The sequence below is a fragment of the Stenotrophomonas sp. STEN013 genome (assembly GCF_056760355.1).
In genome coordinates this window covers 217,727-232,960 of record NZ_JBRREO010000003.1, presented here as the reverse complement: position 1 = coordinate 232,960, position 15,234 = coordinate 217,727, and the positions used below count along the sequence as shown (strand labels likewise).

At 65.4% G+C, this 15,234-nt stretch carries 9 protein-coding genes; 8 read left to right on the top strand and 1 reads right to left on the bottom strand.

What is annotated here, in order from left to right:
* The first annotated feature begins 208 nt into the window (after nt 1-208).
* The 8 genes from smc (at nt 209) to gyrA (ending at nt 13,559) form a co-directional block, all read left to right on the top strand.
* A complete protein-coding gene (smc, locus tag ACVOMH_RS08945; protein ID WP_481551716.1) occupies nt 209-3,712 on the top strand; it encodes a chromosome segregation protein SMC in 3,504 nt (1,167 codons plus the stop codon).
* 48 nt (nt 3,713-3,760) lie between these two features.
* Nucleotides 3,761-4,498: a cell division protein ZipA gene (gene zipA / locus ACVOMH_RS08940; protein ID WP_481551715.1), complete on the top strand. Its 738-nt coding sequence runs from the start codon at nt 3,761-3,763 to the stop codon at nt 4,496-4,498.
* Nucleotides 4,499-4,631: 133 nt separating this feature from the next.
* On the top strand, nt 4,632-7,109 hold the full coding sequence (ligA, locus tag ACVOMH_RS08935) for an NAD-dependent DNA ligase LigA (RefSeq protein WP_481551714.1): 2,478 nt from the start codon (nt 4,632-4,634) through the stop codon (nt 7,107-7,109).
* Nucleotides 7,106-7,588 carry an N-acetyltransferase family protein gene (locus ACVOMH_RS08930; RefSeq protein ID WP_481551713.1) on the top strand — a complete coding sequence of 161 codons (483 nt, stop codon included), beginning with the start codon at nt 7,106-7,108 and terminating at the stop codon, nt 7,586-7,588. Before ligA ends, ACVOMH_RS08930 begins: the two co-directional genes overlap by 4 nt.
* 115 nt (nt 7,589-7,703) lie before the next feature.
* Nucleotides 7,704-8,648 (top strand): EF-P lysine aminoacylase EpmA, encoded by a 945-nt coding sequence (epmA, locus tag ACVOMH_RS08925; RefSeq protein ID WP_481551712.1) that lies wholly within the window; start codon nt 7,704-7,706, stop codon nt 8,646-8,648.
* A 121-nt stretch (nt 8,649-8,769) separates the two neighbouring features.
* Nucleotides 8,770-9,456, top strand: coding sequence for a DUF3011 domain-containing protein (locus ACVOMH_RS08920; RefSeq protein WP_481551711.1), 687 nt, complete (start codon nt 8,770-8,772; stop codon nt 9,454-9,456).
* A 34-nt stretch (nt 9,457-9,490) separates the two neighbouring features.
* Nucleotides 9,491-10,555: an S-methyl-5-thioribose-1-phosphate isomerase gene (gene mtnA, locus ACVOMH_RS08915; protein WP_481551710.1), complete on the top strand. Its 1,065-nt coding sequence runs from the start codon at nt 9,491-9,493 to the stop codon at nt 10,553-10,555.
* A gap of 277 nt (nt 10,556-10,832) precedes the next feature.
* Complete coding sequence (gene gyrA / locus ACVOMH_RS08910) at nt 10,833-13,559, top strand: DNA gyrase subunit A (protein ID WP_481523923.1); 2,727 nt, start codon at nt 10,833-10,835, stop codon at nt 13,557-13,559.
* Nucleotides 13,560-13,982: 423 nt separating this feature from the next.
* Here the strand turns inward: gyrA and ACVOMH_RS08905 are convergent, their stop codons facing one another.
* Nucleotides 13,983-15,215, bottom strand: a complete 1,233-nt coding sequence (locus ACVOMH_RS08905) for a GGDEF domain-containing protein (protein ID WP_481551709.1) — start codon at nt 15,213-15,215, stop codon at nt 13,983-13,985.
* Nucleotides 15,216-15,234 lie beyond the last annotated feature (19 nt).

The following is a 15,234-nucleotide window of genomic DNA, read 5'->3' as shown; positions in this document are numbered from 1 at the left end:
AAACGGGCCCCGAAAGGCGCCCGTTTCTTTTTCCGGGATGAGCTCGGCGCCCGCAGCGCGAGGTGTCGTTATACTCAGTCCCCAGTGCCGTGCTCGTGGCGTTGAATTCCTGAAAATATCAACGACTTGAGAGCGGAAAAGGAACCTTCCGGAATCTTCCCTGCGGTATTGGCCAGCGGCTTCCGGCGCCAGGAAACAGTCTGACTCCATGCGTCTATCCACGATCAAGCTTTCCGGTTTCAAGTCGTTCGTCGACCCCACGACCCTGCATCTGCCCACCAACATGACCGGTGTGGTGGGGCCCAACGGCTGTGGCAAGTCCAACATCATCGACGCCGTGCGCTGGGTGATGGGTGAAAGTTCGGCCAGCCGCCTGCGGGGCGACTCGTTGACCGACGTGATCTTCTCCGGTTCGGCAGGGCGCAAGCCGGTGTCACAGGCGACGGTGGAGCTGATCTTCGACAACACCGACCATACGATTTCCGGCGAGTACGCCTCGTTCAACGAAATCTCGGTCAAGCGCACGGTCAGCCGCGACGGCAGCAGCAACTACTACCTCAATGGCACCAAGTGCCGCCGGCGCGATATCACCGACCTGTTCCTGGGGACCGGTCTGGGGCCGCGCAGCTACTCGATCATCGAGCAGGGGATGATCAGCAAGATCATCGAGGCGCGTCCGGAGGACCTGCGCGTGTTCCTGGAGGAAGCGGCGGGCATCTCCAAGTACAAGGAACGCCGCAAGGAAACCGAAACCCGTATCCGCCACACGCGCGAGAACCTTGATCGCCTCAACGACCTGCGCGATGAGATCAGCAAGCAGCTCGAGCACCTCAAGCGCCAAGCGCGCCAGGCCGAGCAGTACCAGGCGCTGCAGGAAGAGCGTCGGGTCAAGGATGCCGAATGGAAGGCGCTGGAATACCGCGGCCTGGATGGGCGCCTGGGCGGTTTGCGCGAGGCGTTGTCGCGCGAGGAAACCAAGCTGCAACAGCTGATCGCCGAACAGCGCGAGGCCGAGGCACGGATCGAAACCGGCCGCGTGCAGCGCGAGGAAGCGGCGGACCTGCTCAGTCGCGCGCAGGCCGAGTTCTATCAGGTCGGCAGCACCCTGGCGCGGCTGGAGCAGCAGATCCAGCATCAGCGGGAAATGTCCCAGCGTCTGCACAAGGCGCGCGATGAAGCGCAGCATGCGCTGGCCGAACTGGGACAGCACATCAGTGGCGACGAGGCCAAACTGATGGTGCTGCGGGAAGCGGTGGACAGCGCGGAGCCGCAGCTGGAGCAATTGCAGGAAGACAACGAATTGCGTCAGGAAGCGTTGCGCGAGGCCGAAGCGAAGCTGGCCGACTGGCAGCAGCGCTGGGAGGCCCACAACCGCAATACCTCCGAGGCGACCCGCTCGGGCGAAGTCGAACGCACCCGCGTGGACTACCTGGAGCGGCAGATCCTGGAAGCCGAACGGCGGCGTGAGGCGCTGCTTTCCGAGCGGGCCGGGCTGGATCTGGAGGTGCTGGCCGACGCGTTCGAGCAGCTGCAACTGCAGCACGAAACGCAGAAGGCGGCGCTGGATGAACTGAACGAGCAGGTCGAAGAACGCAAGAGGGCGGTAGCCGACCTGCAGGAACAGCAGCGCACCAGCCAGTCCGAACTGGCCGAGGTGCGCAAGCAGGCGCAAAGCGCCCGCGGGCGGCTGTCTTCGCTGGAAACCCTGCAGCAGGCCGCGCTCGGTCAGGAGCAGGGGGCAGCGGTGGCGTGGCTGAAGGCGCGCGGGCTGGATTCGGCGGTGCGTGTCGGCGAGCGCCTCACCGTGGAAAGCGGATGGGAAAACGCGGTTGAAAGCGCGCTGGGGCAGCTGATCGAAGGGGTGCTGGTGGATTCCCCCGAGGCGCTGGTCGACGCGCTGGGGGAGCTGGGCGAAGGCCGCATCGCGCTGGTGTCCGCGGCCACGGAAACGGCGGATTTCGCCCCGACTTCGCTCGCGGCCAAGGTGCAGGGGCCGCTGGCCATCCGCCGCCTGTTGGCGCGGCTGCATGGTGCCGAAGATCTGGCCCAGGCCACTGCGCTGCAGCGCCAGCTGGGCGAGGGCGATTCTGTCATCACCCGTGGCGGTGAGCGGTTGGGTGACGGCTGGGTGCGCGTTTCGCGCTCGGGCGCGGCCAAACAGGGCGCACTGCTGCGCGAGCGCGAGATCGTCAGCCTGCGCGAGCAGATCGAAATGCTGCAGGAGCGCGAGGCGCAGCTGGAGCAGCTGCTGGCAGGCTTCCGCGAGCAGTCACTTGCCGCCGAACAGCATCGGGAAGAGGCGCAGCGTGCGCTGTATCAGGCGCATCGCAGCGCGTCGGAGCTGGCCGGACAACTGCAGAGCCAGCAGGGCAAGTTGGATTCGGCACGCAGCCGGATCGACCGCATTGAAAGCGAGCTGTCGCAGCTGCTGGAAACACTCGAGGCCAGCCGTGAACAGGCCGGCGAGGCGCGTATGCGACTGGAGGACGCGCTGTCGAGCATGGGCGATCTGGAGGGCACTCGCCAGGCGCTGGAAAGCGAGCGCCGGCGGTTGACCGAAGCGCGTGATCTGTCGCGCGATGCCGCGCGCAGCGTGCGCGAGCGCATGCACGCCCTGGCACTGACGCTGGAGTCGCAACGCGCGCAGGTCACCTCGCTGAGCCACGCGCTGGAGCGGATGATCAACCAGCGCGGACAGCTGGATTCGCGTCTGGGTGAGCTGCATTCGCAGTTGGACGAGGGCGATTCGCCGGTGCTGGCGCTGGAGGCCGAGCATCAGAATGCGCTGGGCGAGCGGGTCCGCGCCGATCGGGCGCTGGGCGAGGCGCGCGCGCAGCTGGACAGCATTGATGCCGAACTGAGGGCGCTGGAGCAGACCCGGCATCAGCGTGACGAGCAGGCACTGGCGCAGCGCGAACGCATCTCCCAGCGCAAGCTCGACCAGCAGGCGCTGGTGCTCAACGCCGATCAGCTTTCCGCGGCGGTGGAGAAAGCCGGTTTCGTGTTGCAGGACGTCCTCAACACCTTGCCGGACGACGCGAAGCTTTCCGAATGGGAGCAGGCGGTGCACCAGATCGATGCGCGCATGCGCCGGTTGGAGCCGGTCAACCTTGCCGCAATCCAGGAGTACGGAGAGGCCTCGCAACGCTCGGAGTATCTGGAGGCGCAGAACGTGGATCTGACTACCGCCCTGGAAACGCTGGAAGATGCCATCCGCAAGATCGACCGTGAAACCCGTGGCCGCTTCAAGGACACTTTCGACCGGGTCAATTCCGGGGTGCAGGCGCTGTACCCGCGCCTGTTCGGCGGCGGTCACGCCTATCTGGAACTCACCGGCGAGGATCTGCTCGATACCGGGGTGACGATCATGGCGCGCCCGCCGGGCAAGCGCGTGTCGTCCATTTCGTTGCTGTCCGGTGGCGAGAAGGCGATGACCGCGGTGGCGCTGGTGTTCGCCATCTTCCAGCTCAATCCCGCGCCGTTCTGTCTGCTGGACGAGGTGGATGCGCCATTGGACGAGGCCAACGTCGGTCGCCTGGCCACGATGGTCAAGGAGATGAGCGAGAAGGTGCAGTTCCTGTTTGTCAGCCACAACAAGGCGACGATGGAGGCGGCGCATCAGCTCTCGGGCGTGACGATGCGCGAGCCGGGCGTGAGCCGTCTGGTCAGTGTGGACCTGGAAGAGGCTGCGCGATTGGCGGGCGCGGCCTGACGTGCCATTCTTTAACCACCTGAACGATTAATCCGGAGAACGCATCGAATGTCCGACACGGAACTTCTGCGCATCGGCATCCTGGCTGCCGGACTGCTGCTCATTGCGGCCATTTTCCTGTTTGGCCGCCCGAAGCGGGCCCCGCAGGGCAAGCGCAAGGAGTCGGCGGAGGTCGAACGCCAGCGCAGCGAGCCGGTGCTGGGCGAGACCGGCGACGTCGCCTCCGAAGAGGACGGCAGCCTCGACGGGGACGCCAGTGTCACCCAGCCCGAACTCGGGCTGCCGGATGTCGAGCCATCGGCGGGCAGCGATCTGGGCAAGCGTCCGAGCCAGGATTTCGACAAGATCGTCTCGTTGTATGTGGCTGCACGTGCGGGCGAAGTGCTGCGCGGTGAAGACATCGTCGTCGCCGCGGAAAAGACCGGGCTGGTGTTCGGCTATATGAATGTCTTCCACCGTCTGGTGGAGGGGCATCCCGAGCGCGGTCCGATCTTCAGCATGGCCAGCATCATGAAGCCCGGCAGCTTCGATATGACCCATATCCGCGAGATGGAAACGCCGGCAATCGCGTTCTTCCTGACGTTGCCGGCGCCAATGACGGCACTGGATGGCTGGGAGAAGATGCTGCCCACGGTTCAACGCATGGCCGAGCTGCTGGACGGTGTGGTGCTCGATGACAGCCGCAACGCCCTGGGGCGCCAGCGCATCGCGCATATCCGTGACGAGCTGCGCGCCTATGACCGCCAGCACCAGGCGCCGCCGCTTACTAAGTCGCCACGCTGGTAAGCGCTGCATCTGGAGCTCTGCAAAGCCCCGCTTGCGGGGCTTTGCTTTGGGACGAATGCCGGCGACGTTACCTTTGCTGCCGCGACCAGGGATCCGCTCGGCCCGCTGACAGGAAGGCGCTAAAATTCCGCGTATGACCACAGATATTCCCGCACAGCAGCGCATTGCCGCGTTGCGCGAGCAGCTCGCCCGGGCATCGCGCGCCTATCACGAGCGCGACGAGCTTCTGATTCCTGATGCCGAATACGACCGGTTGATGCGCCAGTTGGAAGCGCTCGAAGCGCAGTATCCGGAACTGGAGAGCGGTGATTCACCCAGCCGGCAGGTCGGCGGAAAGCCATCCTCGCGTTTTGCCGAGGTGGTGCACGCGGTGCCGATGCTGTCGCTGGGCAATGCCTTCAGCGAGGCCGAGGTGCACGATTTCGTCCGCCGCATCGATGAACGGCTGCATCGCAAGCAACTGCTGTTCTCGGCCGAACCCAAGCTCGATGGACTGGCGATCAATCTGCGTTACGAGAACGGCGTTTTCGTGCAGGGCGCGACCCGCGGCGACGGGGCGACCGGCGAGGACGTGACCGCCAACCTGCGCCAGATCAAGGTGATCCCGCAGCAGCTGGCTGGCGAAGGCTGGCCGCAGGTGCTGGAGGTACGGGGTGAGGTCTACATGCCCCGCGCCGATTTCGAGCGCTACAACGAGCAGGCGCGTCTGCACGGCGGCAAGGTGCTGGCCAATCCGCGCAATGGCGCGGCCGGTTCGCTGCGCCAGCTCGATCCGAAGATCAGCGCGCAGCGGCCACTGAGCTTTTACGCGTACGGCCTGGGTGAAGTGTCTGGCGGCGCACTGCCGGCGACCCATTCGGGAACCCTGGCGCAGCTGGCGCACTGGGGTTTCCCGGTCAGCGATCTGTGCGCGGTGGTGGAAGGCGCCGAAGGCCTGTTGGCGTACTACCGCGACATCGGCGAACGTCGCGACGGCCTGGCCTTCGATATCGACGGGGTGGTCTACAAGCTCGATGACCGTGACGGCCAGCAGCAGATGGGCTTTGTCGCGCGCGCCCCGCGCTGGGCCATCGCACACAAGTTCCCGGCGCAGGAGCAGAGCACCACGGTGGAGGCGATCGAGATCCAGATCGGCCGTACCGGTGCCGCCACGCCGGTGGCCCGACTGAAGCCGGTACATGTCGCGGGCGTGGTGGTGACCAATGCCACGCTGCACAACGCCGACCAGATCGCGCGTCTGGATGTGCGTGTGGGCGATACGGTGATCGTACGCCGCGCCGGCGATGTGATTCCGGAAGTGGTGAGCGTGATCGCCGAGCGTCGCCCTGAGGGCACGACACCGTGGCAAATGCCGCGCGCCTGCCCGGTCTGTGGTTCGGAGATCGTGCGTGAAGAAGGGGAGGCCGCGTGGCGCTGCTCCGGTGAGCTGAGTTGTCCGGCGCAGCGCAAGGAGGCCATCGCCCACTTCGCCTCGCGCAAGGCCATGGACATCGACGGACTGGGCGACAAGTACATCGAAACGCTGGTCGATGCCGGCATCGTTCGCGGCGTGGCCGATCTGTATGCCCTGCAACGCGACCAGCTGCTGTTGCTGAAGCTCGTGCTGGATGCCGGTTCGCCCGAATCTCTGGCCGCCCAGTTGCAGCTGCACCTCGCGCCGGAGGGTAGTGGAGACACACTCAACCGCATCCTCAAGCTGGATGGGGCCGATGCCGGCTGGCGTGCGCAGGTGCTGTCGGTCCCTGCCAGTTTCCAGTGGAATACGAAGAAGATCGCCACCCGCTGGGCCGACAACCTGATCGGCGCCATCGAGGCCAGCCGCAGCACCACGCTGGAGCGGCTGTTGTTCGCGCTGGGCATCGAACACGTCGGCGAGAGCACTGCAAAAGCGCTGTCCGCATGGTTCGGTGATCTGGAGTTGATCCGGCACCTGCCATGGCCGATGTTCAAGCGGGTGCCGGATATCGGTGGTGAAGTGGCGCGCGCGATCGGCCACTTCATGGCGCAGCCGGGCAACCAGCAGGCCATCGATGCGCTGCTCGCGCGTGGGGTGCAGATCACTGACAGGCACGCGCCCAGCGCCAAGCTGCGGACGGAGCTGACACTGGCCAATCTGCTGTCGGATATGGAAATCCCCAAGGTCACGCCGGTACGGGCCAAACAGCTGGCACAGGCGTTTGCTTCGGTCGATGCGATCCTCGATGAAAGCGCACACAACTTTGTTACCGCCGGACTGCCTGCGGAAACGGCCAATGCACTGGTAGCGTGGCTGGACGTTGACGCCAATGCCGCCCTGTTCTCGGCTGCCGGCAATGCGCTGGCTGAACTGCTGGCGCGGACGCCCGAAGCGGCGTTGCAGGCCGAAGGCGTGCTGGAAGGAAAGACCGTGGTGCTGACCGGCACCCTGGCGCAGATGAGTCGTGAGGACGCCAAGTCGCGACTGGAAGCGCTGGGTGCGAAGGTGGCCGGCAGCGTGTCGAAAAAAACCAGCTTCGTCGTGGCCGGCACCGAAGCCGGCTCCAAACTGGACAAGGCCAATGAGTTGGGCGTGGAGGTGTGGGATGAAGCCCGTCTGCTCGCCTTCCTGGCCGATAACGGAAAAACCGCATGAGCAACACGTTGCAGGCCCGCATCGCCGGGCCAGAGGACTTCCCGCGCCTCATCGCCATGGTTCGCGACTTCTATGTCGAGGACGAAATCCTGTACCAGTCCGGACTGGTTGAGCCGGGGCTGCGCTCGCTGCTCGAAAACGCCAGTCATGGCGCGGTGCTGCTGTTGTCCAGCGAGGACGTTGCCGAGGCCGGTTACATCACGCTGGGCTGGTGCTTCAGCGTGGAGCAGGGTGGCCGTTTCGTGCTGCTCGACGAGCTGTATCTCACCCCGGCCGTGCGTGGCCGTGGCTGGGGCCGACAGGCGCTGGCGCTGGCACGCGACTGGGCCGCCGGCGAGGGCGCGGCCGTTATCCGGCTGGAAGTGAACCATCACAATGCCCGGGCAAAACGGCTGTATCTGGCGGCCGGCTATCGCGATGACGAGCGTGACATCCTGACCTTGCCTTTGACCAGTGCCGGGCGCGGGCTGCATCCATGAAAAAACGGCAGGACAGCGGTTTTTCACGGCGAAGCCGCCCGCAGGGTGGCGCACGGCCGGTTTTTGCTCCTGCAAAACCGACATTCCCATCATCCATGGCGATCAGGTGTGCGCCATGATCGAGGTGCTGCGCCAGCGTGCCCGTCTGAACGCGCTGATCCGCGAGTTCTTCGCGCAGCGTGACGTGCTGGAAGTGGAAACACCGATCATGTCCGCGGCCGGCAACACCGAGCCGAACATCGAAGGTTTCCATACACGTTTCAGCGGGCATGTCAGCGCCGGGCCAGCGCTGCGCTGGCTGCGCACCTCGCCCGAATATCCGCTCAAGCGACTGCTCGCCGCCGGTGTGGGCGACTGCTACGAGCTGGGCCGGGTGTTCCGCAATGGCGAGGCTGGCGGTCGCCACAACCCGGAATTCACCATGCTCGAGTGGTATCGGGTCGGCTGGGATCACTATCGCCTGATCGGTGAAACGATCGAGCTGGTGCAGGCCGCGCTGGCCCAGCGCGGACGTCAGGCCACGGTGCGCATCCTCACCTATCGCGAACTGTTCGTGGAGGCGCTGGGGCTGGATCCATTCCTGGCCGATGAGGCGCAGCTGCGCGCCGGGCTGGGCGAGATCGGTATCGATCCGGCAGGTCTGACCCGCGATGACTGGCTGGATCTGCTGATGACCCATCGCATCCAGTCGCAGTTTCCGGCCGATGGCATAACCGTGATCCACGATTGGCCGGCCACGCAGGCGGCGCTGGCGATCATCCGCCCGGGCGAACCGCCACTGGCCGAGCGCTTCGAACTGTATCTGGGACCGTTCGAGCTGGCCAACGGCTATCACGAGCTCAACGATGCTGTTGAACAGCGGCAGCGTTTTGAGCGCGACCTCGAGGTGCGGCGCACGCGCGGGGCGACGCTGCCACCGCTGGATGAGCTGTTCCTCGCCGCACTACCGTCGCTGCCGGCCTGCGCCGGTGTGGCGGTCGGCGTGGATCGGCTGTTGATGGCGCTGGGCGGCACAGGACGCATCGCCGATGTGCTGGCTTTCGATTTCGCCCACGCCTGAAGATCACCAGACGTTGCGTGGCCCAGCACTGGCTCATCGTCGATGATGATGCTCTGATCACGGTCATGCAGGCAGTGTGTCGGTCAACGGAATACCTCAGGCTCTTGGATAGGCAGGTCGGATGAGGAGCATTTACGCCGTGCTGTTGTGTGCCATGCCGATGCTGGTGGCGGAAACGCCCGATCCTGTGCCTACCGCTGACACGGTGGTGCGTTGCGAATCGAAAGGCGCAGAACGCATGCATTGCCCGGCCAGCCTTGCCCGGGGCATACAGCTGGTACGACAGCTGTCCGAGCACAGTTGCATCCGTGAGCAGGACTGGGGCACGGACGCTGCAGGTGTGTGGGTCGCCAATGGCTGTCGCGCCGAATTTACCGCGGAAGAGCCCACCGCTGCGCAGCGGGTAACGCGCCGGGTGGTGCGTTGCGAGTCGCGAGGACGCACGGAGGTATGCCCGGTACTCCTGCGCGGGGCGCCGGTGCGACTGCTCCGGCAACAGTCCGTACTGCCCTGCAAGGAGGGCCGCACGTGGGGTTACGGACGCAACCAGGTGTGGGTGAGCCGGGGCTGCCAGGGCCAGTTCGAGGTCGGTGCGGCCGATGGCTCCGGCTTCGTGGATGTTCCGCGACGGGTGACCTGCGAATCCAAAAGCAATCTCCGCCGCGAATGCGGGGTGACCGTCGAGCGCAAGGTGACGCTGGTGAAACAGCTGTCCTCCAGGGCCTGCATCGAGGGGCAGAGCTGGGGTTGGGATCGCAGCGGCGTCTGGGTGGATGACGGTTGCCGCGCGGAATTCTCCGTGAACTGAGGCGGGCCTGTGTGGCGCCCATTACAATGGAGCCATGAATGATTCCAATTCCCTCGATTACGCCCGCTACGACCATATCCGCCCGATCCGCTGGACCGGCCACGCGCTTGAGCTGCTGGACCAGCGCAAGCTGCCGTTCGTGGTCGAACATGTGCAATGCCATGACAGCGATGCGGTCGCGGAGGCGATCCATGCGTTGACGGTGCGCGGTGCGCCGGCCATCGGTATCGCCGCCGCGTGGGGCGTGGTGCTGGCAGCGCGGGATGTGCAGGCCGCGGACGGCGCGCAGGCGGTGCAGCGACTCGAACCGGCGCTGGTTAAGCTCAATGCCTCACGGCCAACCGCGGTGAATCTGGCCTGGGCGCTGGCGCGGATGCGGCGGGTGCTGGCCGCCGCTGGCGCTGACTGGCAGCAGGTGTTGGAGCTGGAGGCGCAGGCGATCGCCGATGAGGATCTGGCAGCCAACCGTCTCATGGGCGCGCTGGGCGCCGCACTGATCGCCCCGGGCAGCGGAGTGCTGACCCATTGCAACACCGGGTCGCTGGCGACTGCCGGTTTCGGCACCGCGCTGGGCGTGATCCGTGCCGGCAAGGCGCAAGGGCATATCGAGCGCGTGTTCGCCGGTGAGACGCGGCCGTGGCTGCAGGGTGCCCGCCTGACCGTATGGGAGCTGCAGCAGGATGGCATCGACGCCACCCTGATTGCCGACTCGGCGGCCGCGCATCTGATGAAGACCGGGGCGGTGCAGTGGGTGGTCGTCGGCGCCGACCGCATCTGTGCCAATGGCGATACCGCCAACAAGATCGGCACCTACCAGCTGGCCATTGCCGCCCGCCACCATGGCGTCAAATTCATGGTGGTGGCGCCATCGTCCACCGTGGACATGCACACCGCGCACGGCGATGAGATCGAGATCGAGCAGCGCGATCCGGGTGAGCTGTTTGGTGTTGGTGGCGTGCGCACCGTGGCCGAGGGTATTGCCGCATGGAATCCGGTGTTCGATGTGACGCCCGGTGAGCTGATCGATGCCATCGTCACCGAACGTGGCGTGATCCTGCAGCCGGACACCGCGGCGATGAAGGCCGCGTTCGGCGGCTGAAGGCAGGTCCGCAGCGCAGCGGGGACGGGATGACTGGCGTGGTTTGCCAGTTCGCGGGCCATCCGCGCGCCACTAGGGCGGGCGGGGCCGCGATCACGTATTCCGGCGGCCTCCCGAGGGGCATCTAAGTTGCTGATTTACTCCGGTAAACACCCGGCTGGAAGCGGCGGAAAACCGTCCTTTGTGCTAGACTCCGCAGGTTGATTCGAGTTTCCGGCATGGCCGCCTGTCACAGGCCCGTCGCCGGACGGGATCGCTACCAGACAACGGAACCCGAATGGCAGAAAACGCCAAGGAAATCATCCAGGTCAACCTGGAAGACGAGATGCGCAAGAGCTACCTCGATTACGCCATGAGCGTGATCGTGGGGCGCGCACTCCCCGATGCCCGCGATGGCCTCAAGCCGGTCCATCGCCGCGTCCTGTTCGCGATGAGCGAGCTGGGTGCGCACAGCAACAAACCGTACTTCAAGTCGGCGCGTATCGTCGGTGACGTCATCGGTAAGTACCATCCGCATGGCGACCAGTCGGTGTACGACACGCTGGTGCGCCTGGCACAGCCCTTCTCGCTGCGCTACATGCTGGTGGACGGCCAGGGTAACTTCGGTTCGGTCGATGGCGACTCCGCCGCCGCGATGCGTTACACCGAGGCGCGCATGTCGCGGCTCTCGCACGAGTTGATGGCCGATCTCGACAAGGAAACCGTCGATTTCCAGCCCAACTACGACGAGAAGGAGCTGGAGCCGACGGTCATGCCGACCCGGTTCCCGAACCTGCTGGTCAACGGCTCGGCCGGTATCGCCGTGGGTATGGCGACGAACATCCCGCCGCACAACCTCACCGAATCGCTCAATGCCTGCATTGCGCTGATCGATGATCCGACGATCGACGTCGATGGCCTGATGGAGTACATCCCGGGTCCGGACTTCCCGACCGCCGGCATCATCAACGGTACTGCCGGCATCATCGCCGGCTACCGGACCGGTCGTGGCCGGGTGCGCATCCGCGCCAAGGCCGATATCGAAGTGGCTGACAACGGCCGCGAATCGATCATCGTCACCGAGATTCCGTACCAGGTGAACAAGGCGCGGTTGATCGAGAAGATCGCCGAGCTGGTCAAGGAAAAGAAGCTCGAAGGCATCAGCGAGCTGCGCGACGAGTCCGACAAGGACGGCATGCGCATCTACATCGAGATCAAGCGTGGCGAGTCGGCGGAAGTTGTCCTGAACAACCTCTACCAGCAGACCCAGATGGAGTCGGTGTTCGGCATCAACATGGTGGCGCTGGTCGATGGCCGCCCGAAGCTGTTGAACCTCAAGCAGATGCTGGAGGCGTTCATCCGCCACCGTCGCGAGGTGGTCACCCGCCGCACCATCTATGAGCTGCGCAAGGCGCGTGCGCGTGCGCACGTGCTGGAAGGTTTGACGGTCGCATTGGCCAACATCGACGAGATGATCGAGCTGATCAAGACGTCGGCCAATCCGGGCGAAGCCAAGGAACGCCTGCTGACCAAGACCTGGGAGCCGGGTCTGGTGGGTGCGTTGCTGGGCGCTGCCGGTGCCGAGGCCTCGCGTCCGGAAGACCTGCCCAAGGGCCTGGGTCTGGTCAATGGCCTGTATCAGCTCAGCGACGTCCAGGCCACGCAGATCCTGGAAATGCGCCTGCACCGCCTGACCGGGCTGGAGCAGGACAAGCTGACCGAGGAATACAAGGTCCTGCTGGAAGTCATCGCTGGCCTGATCCGTATCCTGGAAAACCCGGAAGTGTTGCTGCAGGTGATCCGCGACGAGCTGATCGCCGTGCGCAGCGAGTTCGGTGATGAACGCCGTACCGAGATCCGCCACAGCGAGGAAGATCTCGACATTCTGGATCTGATCGCGCCGGAAGACGTGGTGGTGACACTGTCGCGCGCCGGTTACGTCAAGCGCCAGCCGGTCAGTGCCTATCGCGCGCAGAAGCGTGGTGGCCGTGGCCGCAGCGCGGCGGCGACCAAGGACGAGGATTCGATCGAACAGCTGTGGCTGGTCAACACCCATGACACGCTGTTGACCTTCACCAGCGCGGGCAAGGTGTTCTGGCTGCCGGTGCACCAGCTGCCGGAAGCCGGCTCCAACGCGCGCGGCCGTCCGATCATCAACTGGATCGCACTGGAAAACGGCGAGCGTGTGCAGGCGGTATTGCCGGTACGCGAATACGACGAGAACCAGTATGTGTTCTTCGCCACCCGCCACGGTACGGTCAAGAAGACCCCGCTGAGCGAGTTCGCGTTCCGCCTGGCACGCGGCAAGATCGCCATCAACCTCGACGAGGGCGATGCGCTGGTTGGCGTCGGCCTGACCGATGGCGAGCGTGACGTCCTGCTGTTCGCGTCCAATGGCAAGACCGTGCGCTTTGCCGAAGACAAGGTCCGCTCGATGGGCCGCACCGCCACCGGCGTGCGTGGCATCAAGATGGCCAAGGGCGAGGAAGTGGTCAGCCTGATCGTGGCTGAAAGCGCCGGCGGCGCCGAGGACGAGAACGAGGACGACAGCAACGTCGAGGACTTGGCAACCGAGGGCGGCGATATCGTCGACACCGGTGCCGATGACACCGGCGTGCAGTACATCCTCACCGCGACCGAGAACGGTTACGGCAAGCGCACGCCGCTGGCCGACTATCCGCGCAAGGGGCGGGGTACGCAGGGCGTGATCGGCATCCAGACCAGTGAGCGCAACGGCAAGCTGGTCAGCGCGGTGCTGCTGGGCACCGGCGATGAAGTGCTGTTGATCTCCGATGGCGGCACGCTGGTGCGTACCCGCGGCTCGGAAATCTCGCGGGTCGGCCGCAACACCCAGGGCGTCACCCTGATCCGCCTGTCCAAGGGCGAGAAGCTGCAGGCGGTCGAACGCCTGGACGCGTCCCTGGAAGCCGGTGATGACAGCCTGGATGACGAAGCCGTGGATACCGCCGTGGTTGAGGGTGCGGCTGTCGAAGGGCAGACGCCAGAGGCGACACCGGAGGCCTGATTGACGGGCTTCAGGTAACAGAAAACGCCGGCGCAAGCCGGCGTTTTCTGTGTCGGAAATCAGCGTGCAGCAGCCCGCGCAGAACTCGACATAGGCATCCTCGCCATGAAGCACCGCCGCTGTTCCAGGCCATTTTCCGGTTCGGCGGCGCGGCCGGCATAGGGCTGCAGCTTTGGCCCAACGCGCTGCGCTTGGCAGTGACAAATGGAAAGGACGCACGGTGGACGCTGCGTGATCGGGCCAGCACCGGCGTGGCTGTGACCTATCGTCGCAATCGCATCCAGGCAGGCTTGCAGGATCTCGCTGTTCCGGCTGCGTGACGGAGATGCTGCAGGGGCAAACGATCGATCCCGAATACCGCCTGGAGGAGGGCAGATCCATGTCCGCCACCGGATCGCGTCCCCTGCTGGAGAAGGCTGGTGGCTATCGGGTTGCTTTGCGCGCGGCGTCATCAGGTTGAGCGACAACCGCTGTAGACGGGGTCGGGCAGATGTTGCCGACTGCGCCAGGTGATGGGCTGGCGACCACCCGGTTCCGGCCTTCGTGCTTGGCCCGGTATACCGCCTGGTCTGCGCGCTCCAGTGCGCTTTCCAGGTCCTCCGCGCCCGCTACCAAAGTGACGCCGAAGCTGGCGGTCAGGGTGTGTTTCGCCGGGGAGCAGCGCATCTGGCTGAGGCCGTTCCGGATCCGCTCGGCGATCCGGGTGGCCGTTGGCAGGTCATCGCAGCGCAGCAGCACTACGAATTCCTCTCCGCCGAAACGCGCGACCAGATCATCCGGGCGCGTCATCTCCTGCAGCAGTGCACCGACTTGACGCAGCACGTTGTCGCCAGCGGCATGGCCCCAGGTGTCGTTGACCTGTTTGAAGTGATCGACGTCGCAGGCGAGCAGTGCCCAGTGGGCGGCGGTGCCGTGCTGCAGGCGCTGGTGGGCGATCTCGAAGAAAGCGCGGCGGTTGAGCAGCAGGGTGAGCGGGTCGTGGTTGCGCTCGTGACGCAGTTCTCCCATCAATTGCTGGGCCACGCCGCCCAGCAACAGAAACAACAGCCACAGATTGAGCAGCAGATTGAAAGCCAGCATCCACAGCCACAGACCTGAGCGCGGCATGCCACTGCCGCTGAACCAGCCGGCCAGTGTTCCGGCCAGCAGCGGGCGCAGGAGCGCGTACACCACCAGCAGCAGATAGGTCCGGCGCAGCAGGCGTTCGAACAGGGTGTCCGCCCGGTCGCGGCCGAACAGCACCGGCAGTGCCAATGCCAGCAGCAGTCCCATGCCAAGGTTGAGGAAGACGATGCGCGCGCCGAGCCCCTCGTTCGATCGCGAGAAGCACAACAGCGCAAGTAACGTGCCGAGGCTGATGGCCAGCGCCGCGCGCGCCGACACCCTGCCGCCGGATCTGAGCGCGAAACCCTGCGCGGTGGCCCAGCTACCTGCGCAATACAAGGCACCGGTGAGTACAGACCAGGTCGCCAGCTGCGGGGTGTCCATCAGGATCTGGGCGGCGAGCGGAACGGCAGTGACCATGTAGCCAGCGGCCAACCACAACAGATAACGGTGTCCGCGCACAGAGCGCCAGCCAGCCAGCAGCGCCAACCCGAGCAGCAGGGAGGTGGCGGGGACCACGAGCGGGAAGTACTGTTCAGCGGTGGCGCTCAAGGGTCAAGCCACGTTCGGC

Coding starts and splice junctions, on each gene's coding strand:
- smc (WP_481551716.1), top strand. CDS start 209: ATGCGTCTATCCACGATCAAGCTTTCCGGTTTCAAGTCGTTCGTCGAC.
- zipA (WP_481551715.1), top strand. CDS start 3,761: ATGTCCGACACGGAACTTCTGCGCATCGGCATCCTGGCTGCCGGACTG.
- ligA (WP_481551714.1), top strand. CDS start 4,632: ATGACCACAGATATTCCCGCACAGCAGCGCATTGCCGCGTTGCGCGAG.
- ACVOMH_RS08930 (WP_481551713.1), top strand. CDS start 7,106: ATGAGCAACACGTTGCAGGCCCGCATCGCCGGGCCAGAGGACTTCCCG.
- epmA (WP_481551712.1), top strand. CDS start 7,704: ATGATCGAGGTGCTGCGCCAGCGTGCCCGTCTGAACGCGCTGATCCGC.
- ACVOMH_RS08920 (WP_481551711.1), top strand. CDS start 8,770: ATGAGGAGCATTTACGCCGTGCTGTTGTGTGCCATGCCGATGCTGGTG.
- mtnA (WP_481551710.1), top strand. CDS start 9,491: ATGAATGATTCCAATTCCCTCGATTACGCCCGCTACGACCATATCCGC.
- gyrA (WP_481523923.1), top strand. CDS start 10,833: ATGGCAGAAAACGCCAAGGAAATCATCCAGGTCAACCTGGAAGACGAG.